Raw genomic sequence first — 21230 nt, forward strand, 5'->3', positions numbered from 1 at the left:
GTCGCCATATTTTTACTGCGGATTGCCATGCACTTCTTTTCTGCGACCGATAAACACCTCTGGCGGCTGGCGCTGCCGATGATCCTCTCAAACATTACCGTACCCCTGCTGGGCCTGGTGGATACCGCCGTTATTGGTCATCTCGACAGCCCCATTTATCTTGGCGGCGTTGCCGTAGGCACTACGGCTACCAGCTTTGTTTTTATGTTGCTGCTTTTCTTACGGATGAGTACCACCGGACTGACCGCACAGGCGTTTGGCGCCGGCGATAAGCAGGCACTGGCTCGCGCCCTGATACAACCCTTATTCATCGCCATTATCGCCGGAATAATATTTATCCTGCTGCGCGGGCCGCTAAGCGCTCTGGCGGCACAGCTGGTTGGCGGCAGTCCGGCGGTGCTGGAGCAGGCGCAGCGCTTTATTCATATTCGCTGGCTCAGCGCCCCTGCAACGCTGGCAAACCTGGTCATACTTGGCTGGCTGCTTGGCGTCCAGTATGCGCGCGCGCCTGTTATTCTGCTGATTGTCGGCAATCTGGTTAATATTTTGCTGGATTTGTGGTTTGTTATCGGCCTTGGCTGGGGCGTGACCGGAGCGGCGGCGGCTACCGCAATTGCAGAAGCGATAACGCTGTTGGTGGGGCTGGGCTTGGTATGGCATGTGCTGCGCCTGCGTCAGATCACCTTTGTGCACCTAAAAAATGCACTGAAAGGCGATGTGCGTCGGTTACTGCGGCTGAACCGCGACATTATGCTGCGTTCGCTATTGCTGCAGCTGTGCTTTGCCTCGGTGACGATTCTGGGTGCGCGCATGGGCAGCGAGGTAGTGGCGGTCAATGCGGTGCTGCTGATGTTTCTCTCCTTTACCGCCTACGCGCTGGATGGCTTTGCCTATGCGGTTGAGGCAGTTTCAGGCGAGGCTTTTGGCGCACGCGATAGCGCTAAGTTACGTCAGGTATGGATTGCAGCCTGTCGTCAGGCGGGGCTGGTAGCGCTGTTATTTGCCGTGGGATATGCCCTTTGGGGCAGGGACATTGTTTCGCTGCTCACCTCTCTGCCACAGCTGCAGGCGCTGGCGGATCGCTATTTACCGTGGCAAATGCTGTTACCCGTTGTGGGCGTCTGGTGCTATCTGCTGGATGGCATGTTTATTGGCGCAACGCGCGGGCGAGAAATGCGCAACAGCATGGCGCTGGCGGCATTGGGGTTTGGTCTGACGCTGTTAACCGTTCCGCAACTGGGCAATCATGGTCTCTGGCTGGCTCTCACGGTTTTCTTACTGCTACGTGGGTTAACGCTGGGGTGGATATGGCATCGTTACCAGCGACGGGGAGACTGGTTCACCCTTTGAAACATTTCTTACGGTTACGCTTATTAACTGAATTCGCTGGCTTTTCAGCATAATTGATGGCTTTTAGAGCATTTTTAAAGCGCATGTTCCGCTGTTTAACAGCAAAATCGTGAGGTTCTACTATTATTAAAAGTGTCAAACACAGGGAATAAGCGTTTTTACCGAAGATAATTTCGCTGATAGCTAAAAGCTGTTAACACCCAAGGTAGAGGACAAAACGATGAACAGAGACGAAGCCGGCGGTAACTGGAAACAGTTTAAAGGTAAAATGAAGGAAAAATGGGGCAAGCTGACCGATGATGACATGACCGTCATTGAAGGTAAACGCGATCAGCTGGTCGGTAAAATTCAGGAACGCTACGGCTATGCAAAAGACGAAGCGGAAAAAGAAGTAAGCGATTGGGAAACCAATAACCGCGACCATCGCTGGTAAGCGCTTTTTTCAGGATGATGCTCCCACCCGCAGGCACATGGAATGTGCCACCCATTCTACTTTCCCGCCATCAGTTTGTACCGCGTTATCGCCCGCGTTTTTTCTCGGTTACGCTGTGATCGTGCGTACAGTTTTCCGGATGCTGACAGTTTTCCACATCTTTACAGCCAGCGCACAGCCCGTGAGCTTCAATCACGCTATTACGTAATGAAAAGCCGCTCTGCTGAGAGAGCAACTGGAGAACGGTTTCCACTCCCTGCGCATGTTGTTCGCTGACGGTACCGCAGCGGTCGCAAATCAACATCGCTGAAGTATGTCGCGGTTCCTCAAAATGATGACAAACCACGTAGCTGTTATTGGATTCAACGCGGTGAATAAACCCCTGCTCCAGTAAAAAGTCGAGCGCACGATAAATAGTAGGCGGTTTGGCCTGTGGCTCAGAGGCACGTAGCAGATCGAGCAGGTCATAGGCGCTGATAGCTGTGTTTTGTTCAGCCATCAGACGCAACACCTCCAGACGCTGCGGCGTCAGGCGCACGTTGCGTTGCAGACAAATTTTTTCAGCCTGCGACAGAATCTGTTGTGAAGGTGTTACGCTCATAATCTTTCTCCGGGCGATTGAAATGTTATTTTATCACACGGGTGTTAACAGACAAAATGATTGCCTAATCGACAACAGCGTCATTCATCGGCTGCTTACCAGGCAAAGGTTAGCTGGATAAAGGGCTACCCTTTTAGGTCGGTATAATGAGGCCGCCGCTTAAAACTTGCTTTAGCCCACTTTATTCTTTCTTTAGCTGTAAACAGATAGCTACCTTTCTGATTTAGCGTTTGAAAAGCATCTAAAAGCGCCAAAAAAAGCATAAACCTCCGCTGCATCAGGCTAACAACAGCCTGATAATCCTGCAGACTGCATTAGCTTTTTTGGTTGCATCTAAAAAATCGCCGTTTCCAGTTTGCAGTAGAAAAAAGATCCAGCTAATGTTCAGTCAGGCTTAATAACTGCAGAAAAGCTAAACTGCTAACAATTCTAAAAGACACGTTAAGCCACCGATTGCTTAAAAAAGCAGCAATCCTCTGATAAGCCGGGGAAAAAGGCCTGAGTTCAGGTTAATAAAACAGGCAATTACTGGTCATCATTCATCCAGTGATTTCCTTCTTACTTTCAGCTTATTTGGGTGGCGTCTGATAATGACAAAGAAAAACATGCATTCCTTGAAGCTTTCTCCTGCGGCGGTATTAATGCCGTTAATCTTTACCTCTTTTTCTTCTCTGGCTGCTGGCAGTTACTTCGATGCCCGTAATGATGCGATGGGCGGCACCGGCGTGGCCTCATCCAACTACACTACTGCACCGCTAACTAACCCGGCGCTGCTGACCAAAGGCCGCGCGGAAGATAACGTAAGCGTTATCCTGCCATCTGTTGGGGTGCAGATCAGCGATAAAGATAAGATGGTCGATAAGATCGATGATGTGACCGATACCGTTGATCGCTACCAAAATGTCTTTGATGATTTTGACCTTGAAGATCTGTTGACCAATCCTGCTGGCGTGCTTGGCAATGTGCGCTCCGCCTCTGGTGATTTGGCCAATCAGCTGCGCGGCCTGCGCGGAAATAAAGCTGACGGCTCAGCCGGCGCCGCCATTGTGGTTGCAGTGCCTAATGAAACGTTGCCGTTTGCCTTTGTGGCGAAAGCTTATGGCTCCGTGCATCTGCATACCGACGTGGCGCAAAGTGATATCGACTACCTTGACGCTGTCGCCAATGGTTCACGCCTTCCTTTGCCAGGCGATCAATATTTACTGCGCTCCAGCGCTACCGGCGTGGCGGCGATTGTCGCGGATTACGGTATTGCGGTCGCGCATGAGTTTAAAATCGGTGAACAGGCCGTTTCGGTAGGTATTACGCCAAAACTGCAACAGACTCGCCTGTATAACTATCGCGCCTCGGTTTACAACTTCGATAAAAATAAAGTTACCAATAGCGAGTATCGCACCAACGATACCGGCTTTAACCTGGATGCCGGTCTCTCTACCGATGTAGGTAAGAACTGGACCTTTGGCCTGAGCGCGCAAAACCTCATTTCACGTGATATTGAAACCAAAGAAGTTAATGGCTATCAAGATACCTACCAGATTCGTCCGCTGGTCACCGTAGGTGCAGCCTGGCACAACGAAAAGCTGACTGCCAGCCTGGACGTGGATGCAACCCGTACCAAGCGTTTTAAATCGCAGGCTGACAGTCAGTACGCCGGAGTTGGTGTGGAATATCGCGTTCTTGACTGGCTGCAACTGCGCGGCGGCTACCATGCGGATATGAAGTCTAACGACGTCAATGTCGTCAGTGCAGGTTTTGGTATTTCGCCGTTTAATAACCGCGTTCACCTCGATCTGGCCGGTTCCGTGGGGGAAGACGATACCTGGGGTGCAATGGCACAGCTGGGCTTCTCTTTCTGATAAACCTGAACAGGTAGCATCAGGGAAGGCAGAGCAGGACCGCGATTGTTTATTGCGGTCCTGTTTTCATTTACAGGGTGAGAAAAGCAAGATTCCCGGCTTTACAAGGTTCTGTAACTCCCATCATGGCAAAAGGGCTGGATGTGGCGTCAACTGGAGCGATGAGATACCGATGAAAGATGAATCATTTGCCGATCTGCTGGCAAGTGCAGAAGAGATGGTAAAAATTGAAAAGGGTGAACAAACGCCAGAGCCGGAGCATGTTCATACTTTTAGCGAGATTGATGTTGAAGCGATACGTGAAGCAACCGGGCTAAAACAACAAGATTTTGCCGTGGCCGTCGGTGTTAGTTATGACCTTGTAAAAAGCTGGGAAACCAAACGGCGTCAGCCAACCGGAGCCTCAAGAAAACTTCTGCTATTGCTGCAGAGTAACCCTTTTATTATTAACCAGCTTAAAGCCATTTGATTCTTTGATGCGTCTGTTTGGACGCCTCGGTCTTGTTTATCGCCGCCACTCCGCCAGCAAACACCGTAATACACGCTCTACGCGCCAGGCATCACGCTATGTTATAATCGAGCATCTTTTATTCTGCCTTTTCCTTTGTTCCCGTTGCAGAATAACGGTGAACGGAAACATCAAAAAGTTAAAAAATGCCTCAAAACTCAGAGATATCAACGGCACTGCCCGACAGCGTCGCTAAAAACAGCGCTCTTTTCTCCTCCCAGCGTTTTTCCATCGCGCCGATGCTCGACTGGACCGATCGTCACTGCCGTTATTTTCATCGGCAGCTGACGCGTAATACGCTGCTCTATACCGAAATGGTTACTACCGGTGCCATTATTCATGGCAAAGGCGACTATCTGGCCTATAACGAGGCGGAACATCCGGTTGCCCTGCAGCTGGGCGGCAGCGATCCGGCGGCGCTGGCGCAGTGCGCGCAGCTGGCGCAGGCGCGCGGCTACGACGAGATCAACCTGAACGTGGGCTGTCCTTCCGATCGCGTGCAGAACGGACGCTTCGGTGCCTGTTTGATGGGGGAGGCGGCGCTGGTTGCAGATTGTATTAAGGCGATGCGTGACGTGGTTTCTATTCCGGTCACGGTTAAAACCCGCATCGGTATTGACGATCGGGATTGCTATGAATTTCTGTGCGATTTTATCGGCACGGTAGCCCAGCAGGGCGGCTGCGATACTTTTATTATCCATGCGCGCAAAGCCTGGCTCTCCGGCCTTAGCCCGAAAGAGAACCGTGAAATTCCTCCGCTTGATTACCCGCGCGTGTACCAGCTCAAGCGTGACTTCCCCGGGCTGACAATGGCGATTAACGGCGGCGTGAAAACGCTGGAGGAAGCGCAGGAGCATTTACGTCATCTGGATGGCGTTATGATGGGGCGCGAAGCCTATCAAAACCCTGGCCTGCTGGCGCAGGTCGATCGCGTACTGTTTGGCAGCACCGCGCCGGATGCCGATCCGGTTGCCGTGGTCCGCGCTATGTATCCTTATATTGAGCGCGAACTGGCGCAGGGAACGTATCTGGGTCATGTTACGCGCCACATGCTGGGTCTGTTCCAGGGAATTCCCGGCGCACGACAGTGGCGTCGTTATTTAAGCGAGAATGCGCATAAGGCCGGAGCAGGGATAGAAGTCGTTGAAAAAGCGCTGTCGCTGGTCGCAGATAAGATGACCACCGAAGTCTGACTTGTTTCGCTTATGTTAAAACCCGTGCAGCTGCCGTACGGGTTTTTTTATTTCCACGCTTATGCGCGCCAGCAAAACCAGACCTTTAGTTTGCTAATTATCAATAAGTTAGCTATCTGAAAGCGGCCAATATGAGGCGTAGATCACAGAGTGACATTTTGCTTCGTTATTTTTCGCAATTAAACATATTTTTTACTTATGAATTCTGCGAGACTATTTCTCGTTGAGTCGAAACACATTATCGTCGCTGTACCCTACAACAGTGCGAACTAAAAAAAGCAAAAGGGCTTCCTTCGGGAAGCCCTTATTGTTTGTACATCCGGCGGCTCAGGGGATCAGCAGGCTGGAACCCTGCGTTGCGCGATTTTCCAGCTGCGTATGCGCACGCTGCGCCTCGCGCAAAGGGAAGCGCTGGCTTCCCGGAACTTCCACTTTAATCGCGCCGCTGGCAAGCATCGAAAACAGATCGTTACTGGCGCGCTGCAGCTCATCCCGCGTGGTGATATAACCGTTAAGTGAAGGGCGCGTCAGGTAAAGCGAGCCTTTCTGGTTCAGAATCGCCAGGTTAACGCCGGTCACCGGACCGGAGGCGTTACCGAAACTGACCATCAGGCCACGTCGCTGCAGGCAGTTAAGCGAGGCTTCCCAGGTTGCCTTGCCTACCGAATCGTAAACCACGCGTACCTTTTTACCGTCGGTCAGCTCGCTAACGCGCTGTGCGATATCTTCTTCACGATAGTTGATTGTTGCCCAGGCCCCGCGATCTTTAGCCAGCCGCGCTTTTTCCTCTGAGCCAACCGTCCCAATCAAATGCGCACCCAGCGCCTTTGCCCACTGACAGGCGATCAGTCCTACGCCGCCAGCCGCTGCGTGAAACAGAAAGATCTCATCTGCCTGCACTTCATACGTTTGCCGTAGCAGATAGTGTACGGTAAGCCCCTTCAGAAACGAGGCCGCCGCTTGTTCAAAAGAGAGGGCATCAGGCAGCAGCGCAATCTTATCCTGATGCACATTATGGATTTCACTGTAGGCGCCCAGCGCAGACTGCGCGTAAACCACGCGATCGCCGGGCTTGATCGCTGTAACCCGGTTGCCAACTTTTGTTACCACGCCTGCGGCTTCGGTGCCGATACCGGAAGGCAGCTCAGGCACAGGATAAAGCCCGGAGCGTACGTAGGTATCGATATAATTGATGCCGATAGCTTTGTTCTCTACCTGCACTTCATCGTCAGCGGGGTCGGAAGGATTGAAGTCGATCCATTGCAGCGTTTCCGGGCCGCCATACTGGGCGATTTGAATACGTTTTGCCATTGTCCCTCCTGCTGGTTTCCAGTTACGACATGACGTCAAGCTGGCGAAAAACGGGTATACTTGCGCGTCACTCACACATTCGGTATTGCATTCACTATGGCAGGAAATAAACCCACCAACAAATCCAACGAGGTTCGCGATCGCCAGGTAGAAGGGCTGAAATTGCCGCCCCATTCGCTGGAAGCGGAGCAGTCGGTGCTGGGCGGGTTGATGCTGGACAACGAGCGCTGGGATAACGTCTCAGAGCGCGTGGTGGCCGAAGACTTCTACAGTCGCCCTCATCGTCTGATATTCAGTGAAATGCAGCGGCTGCTGGAAGCCAGCCAGCCCATCGACCTGATTACGCTTTCTGATTCACTGGAGCAGCGCGGCGAGCTGGATATGGTCGGCGGCTTCGCCTATCTGGCGGAGCTGTCAAAAAATACCCCCAGCGCGGCAAACATCAACGCCTACGCCGATATCGTTCGCGAGCGAGCGGTGGTGCGCGAAATGATCGCGGTAGCGAACCAGATCGCCGATGCCGGTTATGATCCGCAGGGGCGCAGCAGCGAGGATCTGCTGGATTTCGCTGAGTCGAACGTCTTTAAAATCGCTGAACAGCGCGCGAATAAAGATGAAGGCCCGAAAAACATTGAGCAGATTCTTGAGGCGACCGTTTCGCGCATCGAGTCGCTGTATCAGAAGCCGCACGACGGCGTAACCGGCGTAGATACCGGTTATCAGGATCTCAACAAAAAAACCGCCGGTTTGCAGGGTTCCGACCTGATTATCGTGGCGGCGCGTCCGTCAATGGGTAAAACCACTTTCGCCATGAACCTGTGCGAAAACGCCGCGATGCTGCATGAAAAACCGGTGTTGATCTTCAGCCTGGAGATGCCCAGCGAGCAGATTATGATGCGTATGCTGGCGTCGCTGTCACGCGTTGACCAGACACGCATACGTACTGGCCAGCTGGATGATGAGGACTGGGCGCGTATTTCCGGCACCATGGGCATCCTGCTGGAGAAAAAGAACATCTATATTGATGACTCCTCTGGCCTGACGCCAACGGAAGTACGCTCGCGTGCACGCCGCATATTCCGTGAGAATAACGGCTTAAGCCTGATTATGATCGACTACCTGCAGCTAATGCGCGTACCGTCGCTTTCTGACAACCGTACGCTGGAGATCGCTGAGATTTCCCGCTCGCTAAAGGCGCTGGCAAAGGAGCTGAACGTGCCGGTGGTGGCGCTGTCGCAGCTTAACCGCTCGCTGGAACAGCGCGCCGATAAACGTCCGGTAAACTCCGATCTGCGTGAATCTGGCTCGATCGAGCAGGATGCCGACCTGATCATGTTTATCTATCGTGATGAGGTTTACCACGAGAACAGCGATCTGAAAGGGATCGCCGAGATCATTATCGGTAAACAGCGTAACGGTCCGATCGGGACGATACGTCTGACCTTTAATGGGCAATGGTCGCGTTTTGACAACTATGCCGGGCCGCAATACGACGACGAATAGCATGCACGTTTTGTGCATCTCTTTGGGTCATCAAAAAATTGTGTTGGACATTTGCCGCTTAATTGCGCTTATCTGTAACGATTTAAGCGCTAAGAGCGGCAAACCAAGATGGCACAGCTTGACGATTACGATCTGAAAATTCTGACCTTACTCCAGGCCAATGGGCGCTTAACCAATCAGGAACTGAGCGACCTGGTCGGCCTGTCCGCCTCGCAGTGTTCCCGCCGCCGCATCACCCTTGAGCAGGGAAATCTTATACTGGGCTACCATGCGCGCGTCTCACCTGACGCCGTTGGGCTGGGTATGATTGGCCTGATTGAGGTGCGCCTGATTAATCACACCTCCGATTATGTAGAGAGCTTTCACCACATGGTGGCAGAGCAGAGCGCTATTGTGGACGCTTATAAAACCACCGGTGATGCGGATTATCTCCTGAAGGTAGCCGTTAACAGCCTGGCTGAGCTAAGCGCATTAATCAGCGAGCTGGTGGCGGGGCATCGCAGCGTATCGCACGTTAAAACCTCTGTGGTGCTAAACCGGCTGAAAGAGAACGGTCTGACCATCGCCGCGCCCGCGCCGCTGCACCAAAAAAGTGCCTGACGCACAGTTAGAGTGCATTAAGCGGAGTTAAGCGCACAGTTTGTGCATAAATAGCGCTCAGGGTGCGCAGCTTAAGCGTCATCAGGCTAAACAGAGCAGGTAACGTGCGGTTAAATTATTTATTTAATCAGGCGGTTACTGGCAAAGCATCAATTTATGCCGCTAAAGCCTGCCGTTATGGTGCGATTCTTGCTGGCCGTTATCTTTTTCTTCGGTAAACAGCCCTATGGATAATATCGTTCAACCCGCCCGCGTTCCGCACACACTGCTGGAAGATGCGCTGGCGCTGCTGTTTGGCACGCTGATGGTATCGTTCGGTGTGGTCATGTTAAAGCAGGCTGGCGCACTGACCGGCAGCACGGCAGGCATCGCTTTCCTGATCAGCTATCTGACCTCTTTTTCCTTTGGCACGCTGTTTTTTGTTATTAACCTGCCGTTCTACTGGCTGGCGGTAAAGCGCATGGGGTGGGCATTTACCACCAAAACTTTCTGCGCCGTCGCGCTGGTTTCACTCTTTACCCGGCTGCATCCACTTTTCATTCATTTTGACGCGCTTAACCCGTTTTATGCGACAGTGTTCGGTAACATTATTATGGGCGTTGGGTTTATTGTGTTGTTTCGTCATAAGGCCAGCCTGGGCGGCATCAATATTCTTGCCCTGTGGTTGCAGGATCGGTTTGGCATTCGTGCCGGCAAGCTGCAAATGGCGGTAGACAGCTGCGTGGTTTTGGCCTCATTGTTTGTGGTTTCGCTGCCAATGCTGGCGGCGTCAATCGCTGGCGCGCTGATGCTGAACTTGATTATTGCGATGAACCATCGGCCCGGGCGTTATGAAGTTTGAGCTGATAAAAGAGACTATCACTAGGGAGATTTACCGTGTTTCAAAAAGTTGATGCCTACGCTGGCGATCCGATTCTTACGTTAATGGAGACCTTCAGGCAGGATCTGCGCCCGCATAAGGTTAACCTGAGTATTGGGCTCTTTTACAACGAGCAGGGCATTGTTCCGCAACTGCAGGCGGTAGCCGAAGCGGAAGCGCGTCTGAATGCTCAGCCGCAACAGGCATCACTCTACCTGCCGATGGATGGGCTGGCCAGCTATCGCCAGGCGATTGCACCGTTGCTGTTTGGCGCGCAGCACGCGGCGCTACAGGAAAAACGCATTGCAACGATTCAAACCGTGGGCGGTTCCGGCGCGCTGAAAGTGGGTGCGGATTTTCTGAAGCGCTATTTCCCGCAGTCGCAGGTTTGGGTCAGCGATCCGACATGGGAAAACCATGTGGCGATCTTCGCGGGTGCCGGTTTTGATGTGCATACCTATCCCTGGTATGACGCACAAACCAATGGCGTTAAGTTTGATGATTTTCTTGCCACGCTGAAGTCGCTTCCCGCTCAGAGCGTGGTGCTGCTGCATCCCTGCTGCCATAACCCGACCGGTGCCGATCTGACTAATGGGCAGTGGGATCGCGTTGTTGAAGTGCTACAGGCGCAGCAGCTGATCCCTTTCCTGGATATTGCCTATCAGGGCTTCGGGACCGGTATGGAAGAGGATGCCTATGCTATTCGCGCCATCGCCGCTGCGGGGATTTCGGCGCTGGTCAGCAACTCCTTCTCAAAAATCTTCTCGCTATACGGTGAACGCGTCGGCGGCCTGTCGGTGGTCTGTGCGGATACGGAAGAGGCGACGCGGGTTCAGGGACAGCTGAAGGCCACGGTGCGCCGCAACTACTCTTCACCACCAAACTTTGGCGCTCAGGTCGTGGCCTGTGTGTTGAATGACGAAGCGCTGAAGACCCACTGGCTGGCGGAAGTAGAAGCGATGCGTCTGCGTATTCTGGATATGCGCCAGGCGCTGGTAACGGCACTGAGCGCCGCGCTGCCCGGCAAAAACTTCGATTATCTGCTGAAGCAGCGCGGCATGTTCAGCTATACCGGACTGAGCGCTCAGCAGGTCGATCGTCTGCGTGAAGAATTTGGCATTTACCTGATCCACAGCGGACGCATGTGCGTAGCGGGCCTGAATCGTAACAATGTTCATCAGGTCGCAGAAGCTTTCGCGGCAGTGATGTAAGCGCAGTCGTTAAAGGCGGTGCCAGCCGCCTTTTACCATTATTCCATTGCCAGACTCCCCGTTTGCCCGGCCACCGGGAAATGTAGCCTCTTCAGTACAGCATCTTCCTCTTAAACGCGCGCAATAACGAAGCGGCCAAAGCGAACCGCAACGTCCAGGCCGTTAATAATTTTTATCTTTTGCAGGTTTACCTTTGCGCCACATGCTGCACACTTAACGGAGTCTTTTAAAAAGGAGTATGGCGTAATGTGGCACCAACAGACCCTGTCGCTGAGCGCGAAAGCGCGCGGCTTTCACCTGATTACCGATGAGATTATCGAACAATTGCCGGTAATGCGTGAAATCAATACTGGGCTATTGCATCTGCTGCTACAGCATACTTCCGCCTCACTAACGTTAAATGAGAATTGCGACCCCACAGTACGCAGCGATATGGAGCAGCATTTTATGCGGCAGGTGCCGGAAAATGCGCCTTACCAGCATGATTATGAGGGCGTGGATGATATGCCTGCGCACATTAAATCATCGCTGCTTGGCGTTTCGCTATTGCTGCCGGTTAACCGTGGGCGCCTGGTGTTAGGTACGTGGCAGGGCATCTGGCTGGGGGAACATCGCATACAGGGCGGTTCACGCCGCATTATCGCCACGCTGCAAGGAGAGTAAAAATGAATACGTCAGATCTGCTGTCATATTGTATGAGTAAAGCGGGCGCGGAACAGCGCGTCCACAGCGACTGGAAGGCAACGCAAATCCTGGCGGACGGCGTGTTATTTGCCATGGTGCATGAGCCAGAAGGGCGGCCGGCCGTCTCGCTAAAAACCTCTCCGGCGCTGGCCGATCTGCTGCGGCAGCAGCATGCCGACGTTTTTCCCAGTGCGCATTTGAACAAATCTCACTGGAGCACGCTTTATCTGGATGGCGGTTTAAAAGATTCGCAGATTTACTATCTGGTGGATGCGTCGCTACAGCAGGCGCTGGCGACGAAAGCGGCGGGCAATCATTAAACTGTCGCTGCGGACTGGCCGCAGCGACAAGATTTTTAGGCGGCAGATTCCTGACGCAGCGTATCAATATCGATAACAAAGCGGTATTTCACATCGCTTTTCAGCATACGCTCATAGGCTTCGTTAATCTGGTTCATGGCGATCAGCTCAATATCGGAGGTGATATTGTGCTTGCCGCAGAAATCGAGCATCTCCTGCGTTTCAGCGATGCCGCCAATCAGCGAACCCGCCACGCTGCGACGTTTGAGAATCAGATCGAACACGTGCGGGGCCGGATGATCGTTTTCCGGTGCGCCAACCAGCGTCATATTACCATCGCGCTTCAGCAGGTTGATAAACGGATTAAGGTCGTGCTGCGCCGCAACGGTATTCAGAATAAAGTCGAAGCTGTTAGCGTGCTGCGCCATCTGCTGGGGATCTTTAGAAATCACTACCTCATCAGCGCCCAGACGCTTGCCGTCTTCGATTTTAGACGGTGAAGTGGTAAACAGCACCACATGCGCGCCCAGGGCATGTGCCAGCTTCACACCCATATGACCCAGACCGCCCAGGCCAACGATACCGACTTTTTTGCCCGGACCCACGTTCCAGTGGCGCAGCGGGGACCAGGTGGTAATGCCAGCGCACAGCAGCGGCGCTACGCCTGCCGGATCGAGGTTTTCCGGTACGCGCAGCACGAAATCTTCATGCACAACGAGGCTGGTGGAATAACCGCCGTAGGTGACTTCCTGCGTTTCGCGGTCCTGGCCGTTATAGGTAGGCACCATACCGTTTTCGCAATACTGTTCCAGACCTTCCTGGCAGCTGGGACAGGTACGGCAGGAGTCAACCATACAGCCCACGCCAACCAGATCGCCTACGCGATATTTTTGCGTATGAGCGCCTGTTGCGGTAACGCGGCCGACAATTTCATGACCCGGCACGACGGGGAAAATGGTGTTATGCCATTCATCGCGCGCCTGATGCAGGTCTGAATGGCAAACGCCGCAAAATAACACTTCAATTTGTACATCATGCGCGCGCAGTTCACGCGGCTTATAGTCAAAAGGCGCGAGTCTGGATTTCGCATCCTGGGCAGCATAAGCGTGCGTAATATTCATGGTGTCTCCTGTTATTGAAGCCGTTGTAAAGCTAAGGAAAAGCATTGCGCTCCGGTTAAACCGGGCGTTTCGCAGCACGTGCGATAAGAGCTAATAAGGATAACAGCGTGGAGAAGAGCAGCCAGACCTGAAAGTGTCTAAATCTTGCCTGATTCTGCATGAATGCCCAGGAAAGAGGCAAGGCGGGTGAAAAGCCCCTGAGGCAGAGCGCATCAGGGGCGGAGAACAGCCGTTTAGCGCTGTTCCAACAGCGGCTTCAGGAAGCGGGCGGTATGTGATTCTTCACATTTGGCGACGGTTTCCGGCGTACCGGCTACCAGAATCTGTCCGCCTCCGCTGCCGCCTTCCGGGCCAAGATCCACAATCCAGTCGGCGGTTTTCACCACGTCAAGGTTATGTTCAATCACCACGATGGTATTGCCCTGATCGCGCAACTGATGCAGCACCGTCAGCAAAAGCTGAATATCAGCAAAGTGCAGGCCGGTAGTCGGCTCATCAAGAATATAGAGCGTCTGGCCGGTGCCGCGTTTCGACAGCTCGCGCGCCAGCTTCACGCGTTGCGCCTCGCCGCCTGACAGCGTTGTCGCAGACTGACCCAGACGAATATAGGAGAGGCCCACATCCATCAGCGTTTGCAGCTTACGCGCCAGCGCAGGCACGGCATCAAAAAATTCACGTGCCTCTTCGATGGTCATATCCAGCACTTCGTGAATGTTTTTGCCTTTGTATTTAATCTCCAGCGTCTCGCGGTTATAGCGCTTGCCTTTACACTGATCGCACGGCACATAAATATCGGGCAGGAAGTGCATCTCTACGCGCAGCACGCCGTCGCCCTGACAGGCTTCGCAGCGTCCACCACGCACGTTGAAGCTGAAGCGGCCTGGATTATATCCGCGTGAACGCGACTCCGGCACGCCAGCAAACAGCTCACGAATCGGCGTAAAAATGCCGGTGTAGGTGGCCGGGTTAGAGCGCGGCGTACGACCAATTGGACTTTGATCGATATCGATAACCTTATCGAAGTTCTCCATGCCGGTAACTTCACGATAGGGCGCAGGCTCGGCAATGGTCGCTCCGTTCAGCTGACGCTGAGCGATAGGAAACAGCGTATCGTTGATCAGCGTGGATTTACCGGAGCCGGACACGCCAGTGATGCAGGTAAACAGCCCGACCGGCAACGTTAACGTCACATCTTTCAGGTTATTGCCACGCGCGCCGCTCAGCTTCAGCACTTTAGTGGGATCGGCCGGTACGCGCTGCTCCGGCACGGCAATCTTTCGCTTGCCGCTCAGATACTGACCGGTCAGCGAGGCTTCTACCTGCATAATCTCTTCGGCGGTGCCTTCCGCCACTATCTGACCACCATGCACGCCTGCGCCTGGACCGATATCGATGATATGGTCAGCGGCGCGGATGGCATCCTCATCGTGCTCGACCACAATCACCGTATTGCCAAGGTCGCGCAGATGAATCAGCGTGTCCAGCAGGCGTTCGTTATCACGCTGATGCAGACCGATAGAAGGCTCATCCAGCACATACATCACGCCAACCAGCCCTGCACCGATCTGACTGGCCAGACGAATACGCTGCGCCTCGCCGCCGGAGAGGGTCTCCGCCGAGCGCGACATAGAAAGATAGTTCAGGCCGACGTTAACCAGGAAGCTCAGGCGATCGCCAATCTCTTTCAGCACTTTTTCAGCAATTTTTGCCCGCTGACCGCTTAACTTCAGGTTGCGGAAGAAATCCATCGCATGGCCGATGCTCATATCAGAAATGGTCGGCAGCGTGGTGTTTTCTACATAAACGTGGCGCGCTTCGCGACGCAGACGCGTGCCTTCACAGGTGGCGCAGGCGCGGTTACTGATAAATTTCGCCAAATCTTCACGTACCGCGCTCGACTCCGTCTCTTTATAGCGACGCTCCATATTGTGCAGCACGCCTTCAAACGGATGACGGCGCACCGAAGTATCGCCACGATCGTTAATATATTTAAATTCGATGCTTTCTTTGCCGGAGCCATACAGGATCACCTGCTGCGCTTTCTCGTTCAGGGTATTGAACGGCGCTTCGACATCGAAATTCAGGTGTTCCGCCAGTGACCGGAGCATCTGGAAATAGTAAAAATTACGGCGATCCCAGCCGCGGATCGCACCGCCAGCCAGCGACAGCTCCGCATTTTGCACCACGCGATCCGGATCGAAATATTGCTGTACGCCGAGGCCGTCGCAGGTAGGGCATGCGCCCGCCGGATTGTTAAATGAGAACAGGCGTGGCTCCAGCTCGCTCATGCTGTAGCCGCAAACCGGACAGGCGAAGTTGGCAGAGAACAGCAGCTCTTCTGCATCGGGATCATCCATATCGGCCACGATTGCCGTACCGCCGGAAAGCTCCAGCGCGGTCTCAAACGATTCCGCCAGCCGCGTCGCCAGATCTTCACGTACCTTAAAGCGATCGATAACCACTTCAATGGTATGTTTCTTTTGCAGTTCCAGCTTTGGCGGATCGGAGAGATCGCACACTTCGCCGTCGATACGGGCGCGGATATAACCCTGCGTCGCCAGATTCTCCAGCGTTTTAGTGTGCTCGCCTTTACGATCTTTCACCACCGGCGCCAGCAGCATCAGGCGCGTGCCTTCCGGCTGCGCCAGCACGTTATCGACCATCTGGCTAACGGTTTGCGCCGCCAGCGTAACGTCATGATCGGGACAGCGCGGCTCGCCAACGCGTGCAAACAGCAGGCGCAGGTAGTCATGAATTTCGGTGATGGTGCCCACGGTGGATCGCGGGTTATGGGAGGTTGATTTCTGCTCGATCGAAATCGCTGGCGACAGCCCTTCGATATGATCGACATCCGGTTTTTCCATCAGCGAAAGAAACTGACGTGCGTAAGCGGAAAGCGATTCCACATAGCGGCGTTGACCCTCAGCATAGAGCGTATCGAACGCCAGTGAGGATTTACCGGAACCTGACAGGCCGGTGACAACGATCAGTTTGTCGCGAGGGATGATCAGGTTGATGTTTTTCAGGTTGTGGGTGCGAGCACCCCGGACTTCAATCTTATCCATTCACATTTCCCGGATTAGCGCAGACTCACCATGCCCGTAACGATACGGCAGGACTAAACAGGTCATTATGGCACAAAAAATAACTGAATGTATATCCAGTAGTCAGTTGCAACCCTGCAAAAAGATCTTCATTATTGGAAGCTTGCTCGGAAGTATGATCGGGCAGGCTAGCGTGATAGAATTTACCGTTTAGACTTAATGAATACTCATCGGGAGACGCGAACATGGCCAGCAGAGGCGTTAACAAAGTGATTCTTGTCGGGAATCTGGGTCAGGATCCGGAAGTGCGTTATATGCCTAATGGTGGAGCCGTAGCGAATATTACGCTGGCTACCTCCGAAAGCTGGCGTGACAAGCAGACCGGAGAGACCAAAGAGAAAACGGAATGGCACCGTGTCGTGCTGTTCGGCAAACTGGCGGAAGTGGCGGGCGAATACCTGCGTAAAGGTTCTCAGGTTTATATCGAAGGTGCTCTGCAAACGCGTAAATGGCAGGACCAGGGCGGCCAGGAACGTTATACCACAGAAGTGGTGGTTAACGTCGGCGGCACCATGCAGATGCTGGGCGGCCGTCAGGGCGGTGGTGCAGGCGCGCCGGCAGGCGGCGCTATGGGCGGCGGCAACAGCAACAACAATAATGGTTGGGGCCAGCCTCAGCAGCCGCAGGGCGGCAGCCAGTTCAGCGGCGGCGGTCAGGCACCTGCTCGTCCGCAGCAGCAGAGCGCACCGGCTAACAATGAACCGCCGATGGATTTCGACGACGACATTCCGTTCTGATCGGTTTGTTTCTGTGAAAATTCGGTGTTTTAAAGCCCTGCTACGGCAGGGTTTTTTTTGAGCTAATTTAGCAGGCGATTAATTTACATTCAGGTCAAGAACACCTCTGACAAGGATATGAGCGATCTTCCCGAGCTGCTGGCGCAGGACCTGCGTGCTAAAGGTTATAACGTAGTGAATTCTCCGGATAATGCTTATTACTGGATTCAGGCTAACGTACTGAAAGCCGATAAGATGGATCTGCGTGAAGCACAGGGTCTGTTAGGCAGCGGCTATGAAGGCGCGGTTGCAGGCGCGGCGCTGGGCAGCGGTATTACTGCTTATAACAGTAATTCAGGCGGTGCGGTGTTGGGTGCGGGTCTGGCGCTGGGCCTGGCCGGTATGGCAGCGGATGCGCTGGTGGAGGATATTAACTACACCATGGTTACCGATCTGCAGATTTCCGAGCGCAGTAAAGAGAATGTCACCACCGATAATATTGCCGCGCTGCGTCAGGGAACCTCTGGCGTTAAGCTGCAGTCCAGCAAAGCTGATGGCAATCGCATGAAATACCAAACCCGCGTGGTTTCCAATGCCAACAAGGTCAACCTTAAGTTTGAAGAGGCGAAACCGGTACTGGAAGCGCAGCTGGCGAAGTCCGTTGCGGCTATTCTGTAATGCAGCAGGGCGACCTCTGGTCGCCCTGTTTTGCTCTGTCAGCGGTTAACGATTTTCTTGATAGTGTTGTTCACAGCGCTCTTTTGCCTCCTGGCGTAAATCACGCAGGTCCGGCATGCTGTCGCCAGACCCATAACCCATCGTGCCGCTTGTAGCTTCTTGCTTCTCTTCCGCTACGGCAAACTCAAGTTTGCCATCCTGTTGCCAGTCATCGCTATCGCTCTGACGGATAAAGATAAGCGCATATTCCGGCGTCGATTCATCAGCGCCATAAATTTCATATTTATAGGCCGCAGCATCTTCATCGCCCAGTTCCAGCGTATCAATCAGTTGTAAGTCCGCCATCGGTGCCTCCTGTTAACTAAAAGCAAAGTATAGATAATTTATCGTTATCTGAAGGCAAGGAACCGGACTGAAGATCTATTGGCCTGCCGGGACCGTACGCTAAAGGTGTATAAACAGCATAAACAACAGGGCGGAAATCAAAATTGAGACCGGCAGCGTCAGCACCCAGGCGATCAGCAGATTGCGCAACGTCGCCATTTGCAGACCGGAGCGGTTAGCCGCCATGGTGCCTGCCACGCCGGACGACAGAACATGCGTGGTAGAGACCGGCAGACCAAAGGCGTCAGCGGCACCAATGGTGGCGACCGTGACCAGCTCTGCGCTGGCACCCTGTGCATAGCTCAGATGCGTTTTGCCGATCCGCTCGCCGACGGTAATCACAATGCGTCGCCAGCCCACCATGGTACCCAGGCCAAGCGCCAGCGCCACCACCACTTTTACCCAAAGTGGAATAAAGCGGGTCGCATTATCCAGCTCGCTTTTCATCGCGTTAAGGTTGTTCTGCATCTCTGCCGGGAACGGCGCTTTTGCCGCCTTTAGCTGCTTAATGCTTTCTGCTGCCAGATACATATCATTACGGGTATTGGCCACCAGCTGTGCCGGAATATTCTCCATCGAACCATACTGCTTGATCTGTCGGCCAATTTTATCCAGCAGCGCGCCCAGCGCTGGCGCAACCTGCGGATTGTTTTCGCCGCTGCGCATAAACTCCATCAGCACGTCACGCGGCACATACTGTGGCGGCAGCGTGTGCTCTGCTGTCAGCTGCTGACTGGTAATCTGCGCCAGTGCCGCCACGCGCGGGATCTGATCGGGCGGGACAGAGCGGTTAAGAGCATAGGCAATCGGCATTGCGCCCACCAGAATCAACATAATCAGTCCCATGCCTTTTTGTCCGTCGTTAGATCCATGGGCAAAGGAGACGCCGGTGCAGGTGAGGATCAACAACGCACGGATCCAGCCCGGCGGCGGCTGTGGTCCTTCTGGCGCGCTATAGAGCTGGCGATTGCGCAGCCATTTTTTCATCACCAGCAACAGCAGCGCAGCGCTGGCAAAGCCAACAAGCGGCGAAAACAGCAGCGCGTAAGCAACATTAAGCGCCTGATCCCAGTTAACGCCTTCCATGCCGCTACGCCCGTTATTGATAGCGTTCGCCACCCCGACGCCAATAATTGAGCCAATCAGCGTATGGGAAGAAGAGGAGGGCAAACCCAGATACCAGGTGCCGAGATTCCAGGTTATCGCAGAAAAGAGCAGGGCATAGATCATGGCGAAGCCATTACCGCTGCTGGCCTGTAGCATTAACTCCATGGGTAGCAATGAAATAATGCCGAAGGCCACCGCGCCGCTGGAAAGCAGCACGCCGCTGAAGTTACATAAGCCGGACCAGAGGATAGCCGCACCGGGCGGTAGTGAATGGGTATAAATCACCGTGGCTACCGCATTGGCGGTATCATGAAAGCCGTTAACAAACTCGAACGCCAGCGCAATCACCAGCGCCAGGCCTAACAGCACAAAAGGAAAGTAGCTGGTAACGACTTGCCCGGACTCTTCCACATCGGCAAACAGGTTCACCCCGGCAAAAACGAGTCCGGCGACGATCAGCACGATCACGGCCAGTGCGGTTTTTTTACTGTGTTTACTGCTCAGATCGGGACGCGCCGACGCAGGCGATGACGCGGCGTGCCAGGTTTGATTCTCGCTCATGACGGGCCTCGCTAAAGAAGTAATATCGCAGCTCTGGAGTGTTACTTGCGCGATATGACAGTGCGATGACCCTAACGGTAAAAAAGCCTCAATTACAGATAATGCCTGGCGACGCGCGATCAGGCGCTGCGCCATTTCAGCCGTGCCGGCAAGTAACGCTGCAGATTTTCCGGCGTTTCGCCTTCCATTAAGGCTGTGACGATTTCGAAGCAGTTCCACGCCAGCATTCGCTCATCCTGTACCACCGTATCGATTTTCACCGACAACGCATCATACAGATAGTGATCGTCAAAGCTGCACAGGCGGATCGGCTGATCCAGCAGGCCATGTTGGCTAAGATAGCGCAGCACGCCCTCTTGCAGACCGCAGGCGGCACAGAACAGCGCCTGCGGTACGCGGCCCAGACGCATATAAAGCTCGGCGAACATCTCATAACCGGAGCTGGCATGGTAATGACCGTGAATAACCCACTCCGGCTTTAACGCCATGCCAGCCCGCGCCAGCCCCTGACGGAAACCTTCCAGCCGATCGCGGGTTGGTGAAATGCGCGGCTGGCCACCGAAGAAATAGAATTCGTCAAAGCCTTCCCGGGCAACGCTTTCAACCAGGCTGGCAGTGGGTTCCACCGCCTCGGTGATCACCAGCGGCAGCGAAGATTCGCCCAGATGACGATCGAACAGCACCACCGGGATCTGCTGATTAATCTTCTGGTATTCCGCATCGTTCAGCATGCTGGATGCCACGATTAACCCATCGACCTGGCGCTGGATCAGGTTATTCACCGCCAGCGTTTCCTGACTGGCGTTCTCATCCGTACAGGCGATCAGCAGCTGTAGTCCGGCATCGCGGCACAGGGTTTCCAGCGCATGGGAAAAGGTGGCAAAGCCCTGATTGGTCATTTCCGGCACTACCAGACCCACGGTATGGCTGCGGGAAGAGTTTAATGCGCGGGCATGAATGCTGGGCTGATAATGTGCCTGGCGAGCAATATCCATTACCCGCTCGCGCGTCGCTTCCGACACGCGCAGTTCCTTGCCTCTTCCGCTGAGAACCAGGCTGGCGGTAGACTTGGAGACGCCCGCCAGCTGGGCGATATCTTTAATCGTGACGCGTTTTGGTTTATTCACTGTCGGCTACATCAGGGTGATTTG

19 protein-coding genes and 1 pseudogene are annotated in these 21230 nt (G+C 53.9%); 13 read left to right on the top strand and 7 right to left on the bottom strand.

All coding sequences use genetic code 11. From position 1 onward, the window contains the following. Nucleotides 1-27 precede the first annotated feature (27 nt). Complete coding sequence (gene dinF, locus ACQE3Z_RS07665; protein WP_426973123.1) at nt 28-1350, top strand: MATE family efflux transporter DinF; 1323 nt, start codon at nt 28-30, stop codon at nt 1348-1350. Nucleotides 1351-1570: 220 nt separating this feature from the next. Next, complete coding sequence (locus tag ACQE3Z_RS07670) at nt 1571-1783, top strand: CsbD family protein (RefSeq protein WP_085069645.1); 213 nt, start codon at nt 1571-1573, stop codon at nt 1781-1783. A gap of 85 nt (nt 1784-1868) precedes the next feature. Here the strand turns inward: ACQE3Z_RS07670 and zur are convergent, their stop codons facing one another. Continuing rightward, on the bottom strand, nt 1869-2384 hold the full coding sequence (gene zur, locus ACQE3Z_RS07675; RefSeq protein ID WP_250651060.1) for a zinc uptake transcriptional repressor Zur: 516 nt from the start codon (nt 2382-2384) through the stop codon (nt 1869-1871). A gap of 590 nt (nt 2385-2974) precedes the next feature. Between zur and ACQE3Z_RS07680 the strand changes: the two genes are divergently transcribed. From ACQE3Z_RS07680 to dusA, 3 genes are all read left to right on the top strand, one after another. Further along, nucleotides 2975-4240 (top strand): conjugal transfer protein TraF, encoded by a 1266-nt coding sequence (locus ACQE3Z_RS07680; RefSeq protein WP_426973124.1) that lies wholly within the window; start codon nt 2975-2977, stop codon nt 4238-4240. A gap of 172 nt (nt 4241-4412) precedes the next feature. Next, nucleotides 4413-4709 carry a NadS family protein gene (gene nadS / locus ACQE3Z_RS07685; protein ID WP_426973125.1) on the top strand — a complete coding sequence of 99 codons (297 nt, stop codon included), beginning with the start codon at nt 4413-4415 and terminating at the stop codon, nt 4707-4709. Between the two features lie 185 nt (nt 4710-4894). Then, nucleotides 4895-5941 carry a tRNA dihydrouridine(20/20a) synthase DusA gene (gene dusA, locus ACQE3Z_RS07690; protein ID WP_426973126.1) on the top strand — a complete coding sequence of 349 codons (1047 nt, stop codon included), beginning with the start codon at nt 4895-4897 and terminating at the stop codon, nt 5939-5941. A 327-nt stretch (nt 5942-6268) separates the two neighbouring features. Here dusA and ACQE3Z_RS07695 read toward each other — a convergent pair whose 3' ends face one another. Further along, nucleotides 6269-7252 carry a quinone oxidoreductase gene (locus ACQE3Z_RS07695; protein WP_426973127.1) on the bottom strand — a complete coding sequence of 328 codons (984 nt, stop codon included), beginning with the start codon at nt 7250-7252 and terminating at the stop codon, nt 6269-6271. A gap of 96 nt (nt 7253-7348) precedes the next feature. Here ACQE3Z_RS07695 and dnaB point away from each other — a divergent pair, with 96 nt between their 5' ends. The 6 genes from dnaB (at nt 7349) to ACQE3Z_RS07725 (ending at nt 12429) form a co-directional block, all read left to right on the top strand. After that, nucleotides 7349-8755, top strand: coding sequence for a replicative DNA helicase (dnaB, locus tag ACQE3Z_RS07700; protein ID WP_250651058.1), 1407 nt, complete (start codon nt 7349-7351; stop codon nt 8753-8755). A gap of 108 nt (nt 8756-8863) precedes the next feature. Then, nucleotides 8864-9355 carry an Lrp/AsnC family transcriptional regulator gene (locus tag ACQE3Z_RS07705; RefSeq protein WP_426973129.1) on the top strand — a complete coding sequence of 164 codons (492 nt, stop codon included), beginning with the start codon at nt 8864-8866 and terminating at the stop codon, nt 9353-9355. A gap of 226 nt (nt 9356-9581) precedes the next feature. After that, on the top strand, nt 9582-10196 hold the full coding sequence (locus ACQE3Z_RS07710) for a YitT family protein (RefSeq protein ID WP_085069661.1): 615 nt from the start codon (nt 9582-9584) through the stop codon (nt 10194-10196). 35 nt (nt 10197-10231) lie between these two features. Continuing rightward, the gene (locus tag ACQE3Z_RS07715; protein WP_426973131.1) at nt 10232-11425 is read left to right on the top strand and encodes an aromatic amino acid transaminase; all 1194 of its coding nucleotides are present in this window, start codon (nt 10232-10234) and stop codon (nt 11423-11425) included. A 246-nt stretch (nt 11426-11671) separates the two neighbouring features. After that, a complete protein-coding gene (locus ACQE3Z_RS07720) occupies nt 11672-12088 on the top strand; it encodes a secondary thiamine-phosphate synthase enzyme YjbQ (RefSeq protein ID WP_085069665.1) in 417 nt (138 codons plus the stop codon). A gap of 2 nt (nt 12089-12090) precedes the next feature. Then, nucleotides 12091-12429, top strand: a complete 339-nt coding sequence (locus ACQE3Z_RS07725; protein WP_085069667.1) for an MmcQ/YjbR family DNA-binding protein — start codon at nt 12091-12093, stop codon at nt 12427-12429. A gap of 35 nt (nt 12430-12464) precedes the next feature. On the opposite strand, the gene ACQE3Z_RS07730 is transcribed toward ACQE3Z_RS07725, so the two are convergent. Together ACQE3Z_RS07730 and uvrA are read right to left on the bottom strand one after the other, a co-directional pair. After that, nucleotides 12465-13529: an NAD(P)-dependent alcohol dehydrogenase gene (locus ACQE3Z_RS07730; protein ID WP_426973134.1), complete on the bottom strand. Its 1065-nt coding sequence runs from the start codon at nt 13527-13529 to the stop codon at nt 12465-12467. A gap of 233 nt (nt 13530-13762) precedes the next feature. Then, the gene (gene uvrA / locus ACQE3Z_RS07735) at nt 13763-16594 is read right to left on the bottom strand and encodes an excinuclease ABC subunit UvrA (RefSeq protein ID WP_426973135.1); all 2832 of its coding nucleotides are present in this window, start codon (nt 16592-16594) and stop codon (nt 13763-13765) included. A gap of 224 nt (nt 16595-16818) precedes the next feature. On the opposite strand from uvrA, the gene ACQE3Z_RS07740 reads away from it, so the two are divergent. Continuing rightward, on the top strand, nt 16819-17370 hold the full coding sequence (locus ACQE3Z_RS07740) for a single-stranded DNA-binding protein (RefSeq protein WP_426973136.1): 552 nt from the start codon (nt 16819-16821) through the stop codon (nt 17368-17370). Nucleotides 17371-17439: 69 nt separating this feature from the next. Continuing rightward, nucleotides 17440-18027, top strand: a pseudogene (traT, locus tag ACQE3Z_RS07745) (complement resistance protein TraT); the annotation flags it as partial. 45 nt (nt 18028-18072) lie between these two features. Here the strand turns inward: traT and ACQE3Z_RS07750 are convergent. The 3 genes from ACQE3Z_RS07750 to ACQE3Z_RS07760 all read right to left on the bottom strand — a co-directional run bounded on the left by ACQE3Z_RS07750 (nt 18073) and on the right by ACQE3Z_RS07760 (nt 21206). Next, a complete protein-coding gene (locus ACQE3Z_RS07750; RefSeq protein ID WP_426973137.1) occupies nt 18073-18372 on the bottom strand; it encodes a hypothetical protein in 300 nt (99 codons plus the stop codon). A 99-nt stretch (nt 18373-18471) separates the two neighbouring features. Beyond that, nucleotides 18472-20079 carry an inorganic phosphate transporter gene (locus ACQE3Z_RS07755; protein WP_426973139.1) on the bottom strand — a complete coding sequence of 536 codons (1608 nt, stop codon included), beginning with the start codon at nt 20077-20079 and terminating at the stop codon, nt 18472-18474. Between the two features lie 119 nt (nt 20080-20198). After that, on the bottom strand, nt 20199-21206 hold the full coding sequence (locus ACQE3Z_RS07760) for a LacI family DNA-binding transcriptional regulator (RefSeq protein WP_426973140.1): 1008 nt from the start codon (nt 21204-21206) through the stop codon (nt 20199-20201). Nucleotides 21207-21230: the final 24 nt, after the last annotated feature.

Source organism: Pantoea sp. FN0307 (assembly GCF_050113815.1).
Lineage (GTDB): Bacteria > Pseudomonadota > Gammaproteobacteria > Enterobacterales > Enterobacteriaceae > Mixta > Mixta alhagi.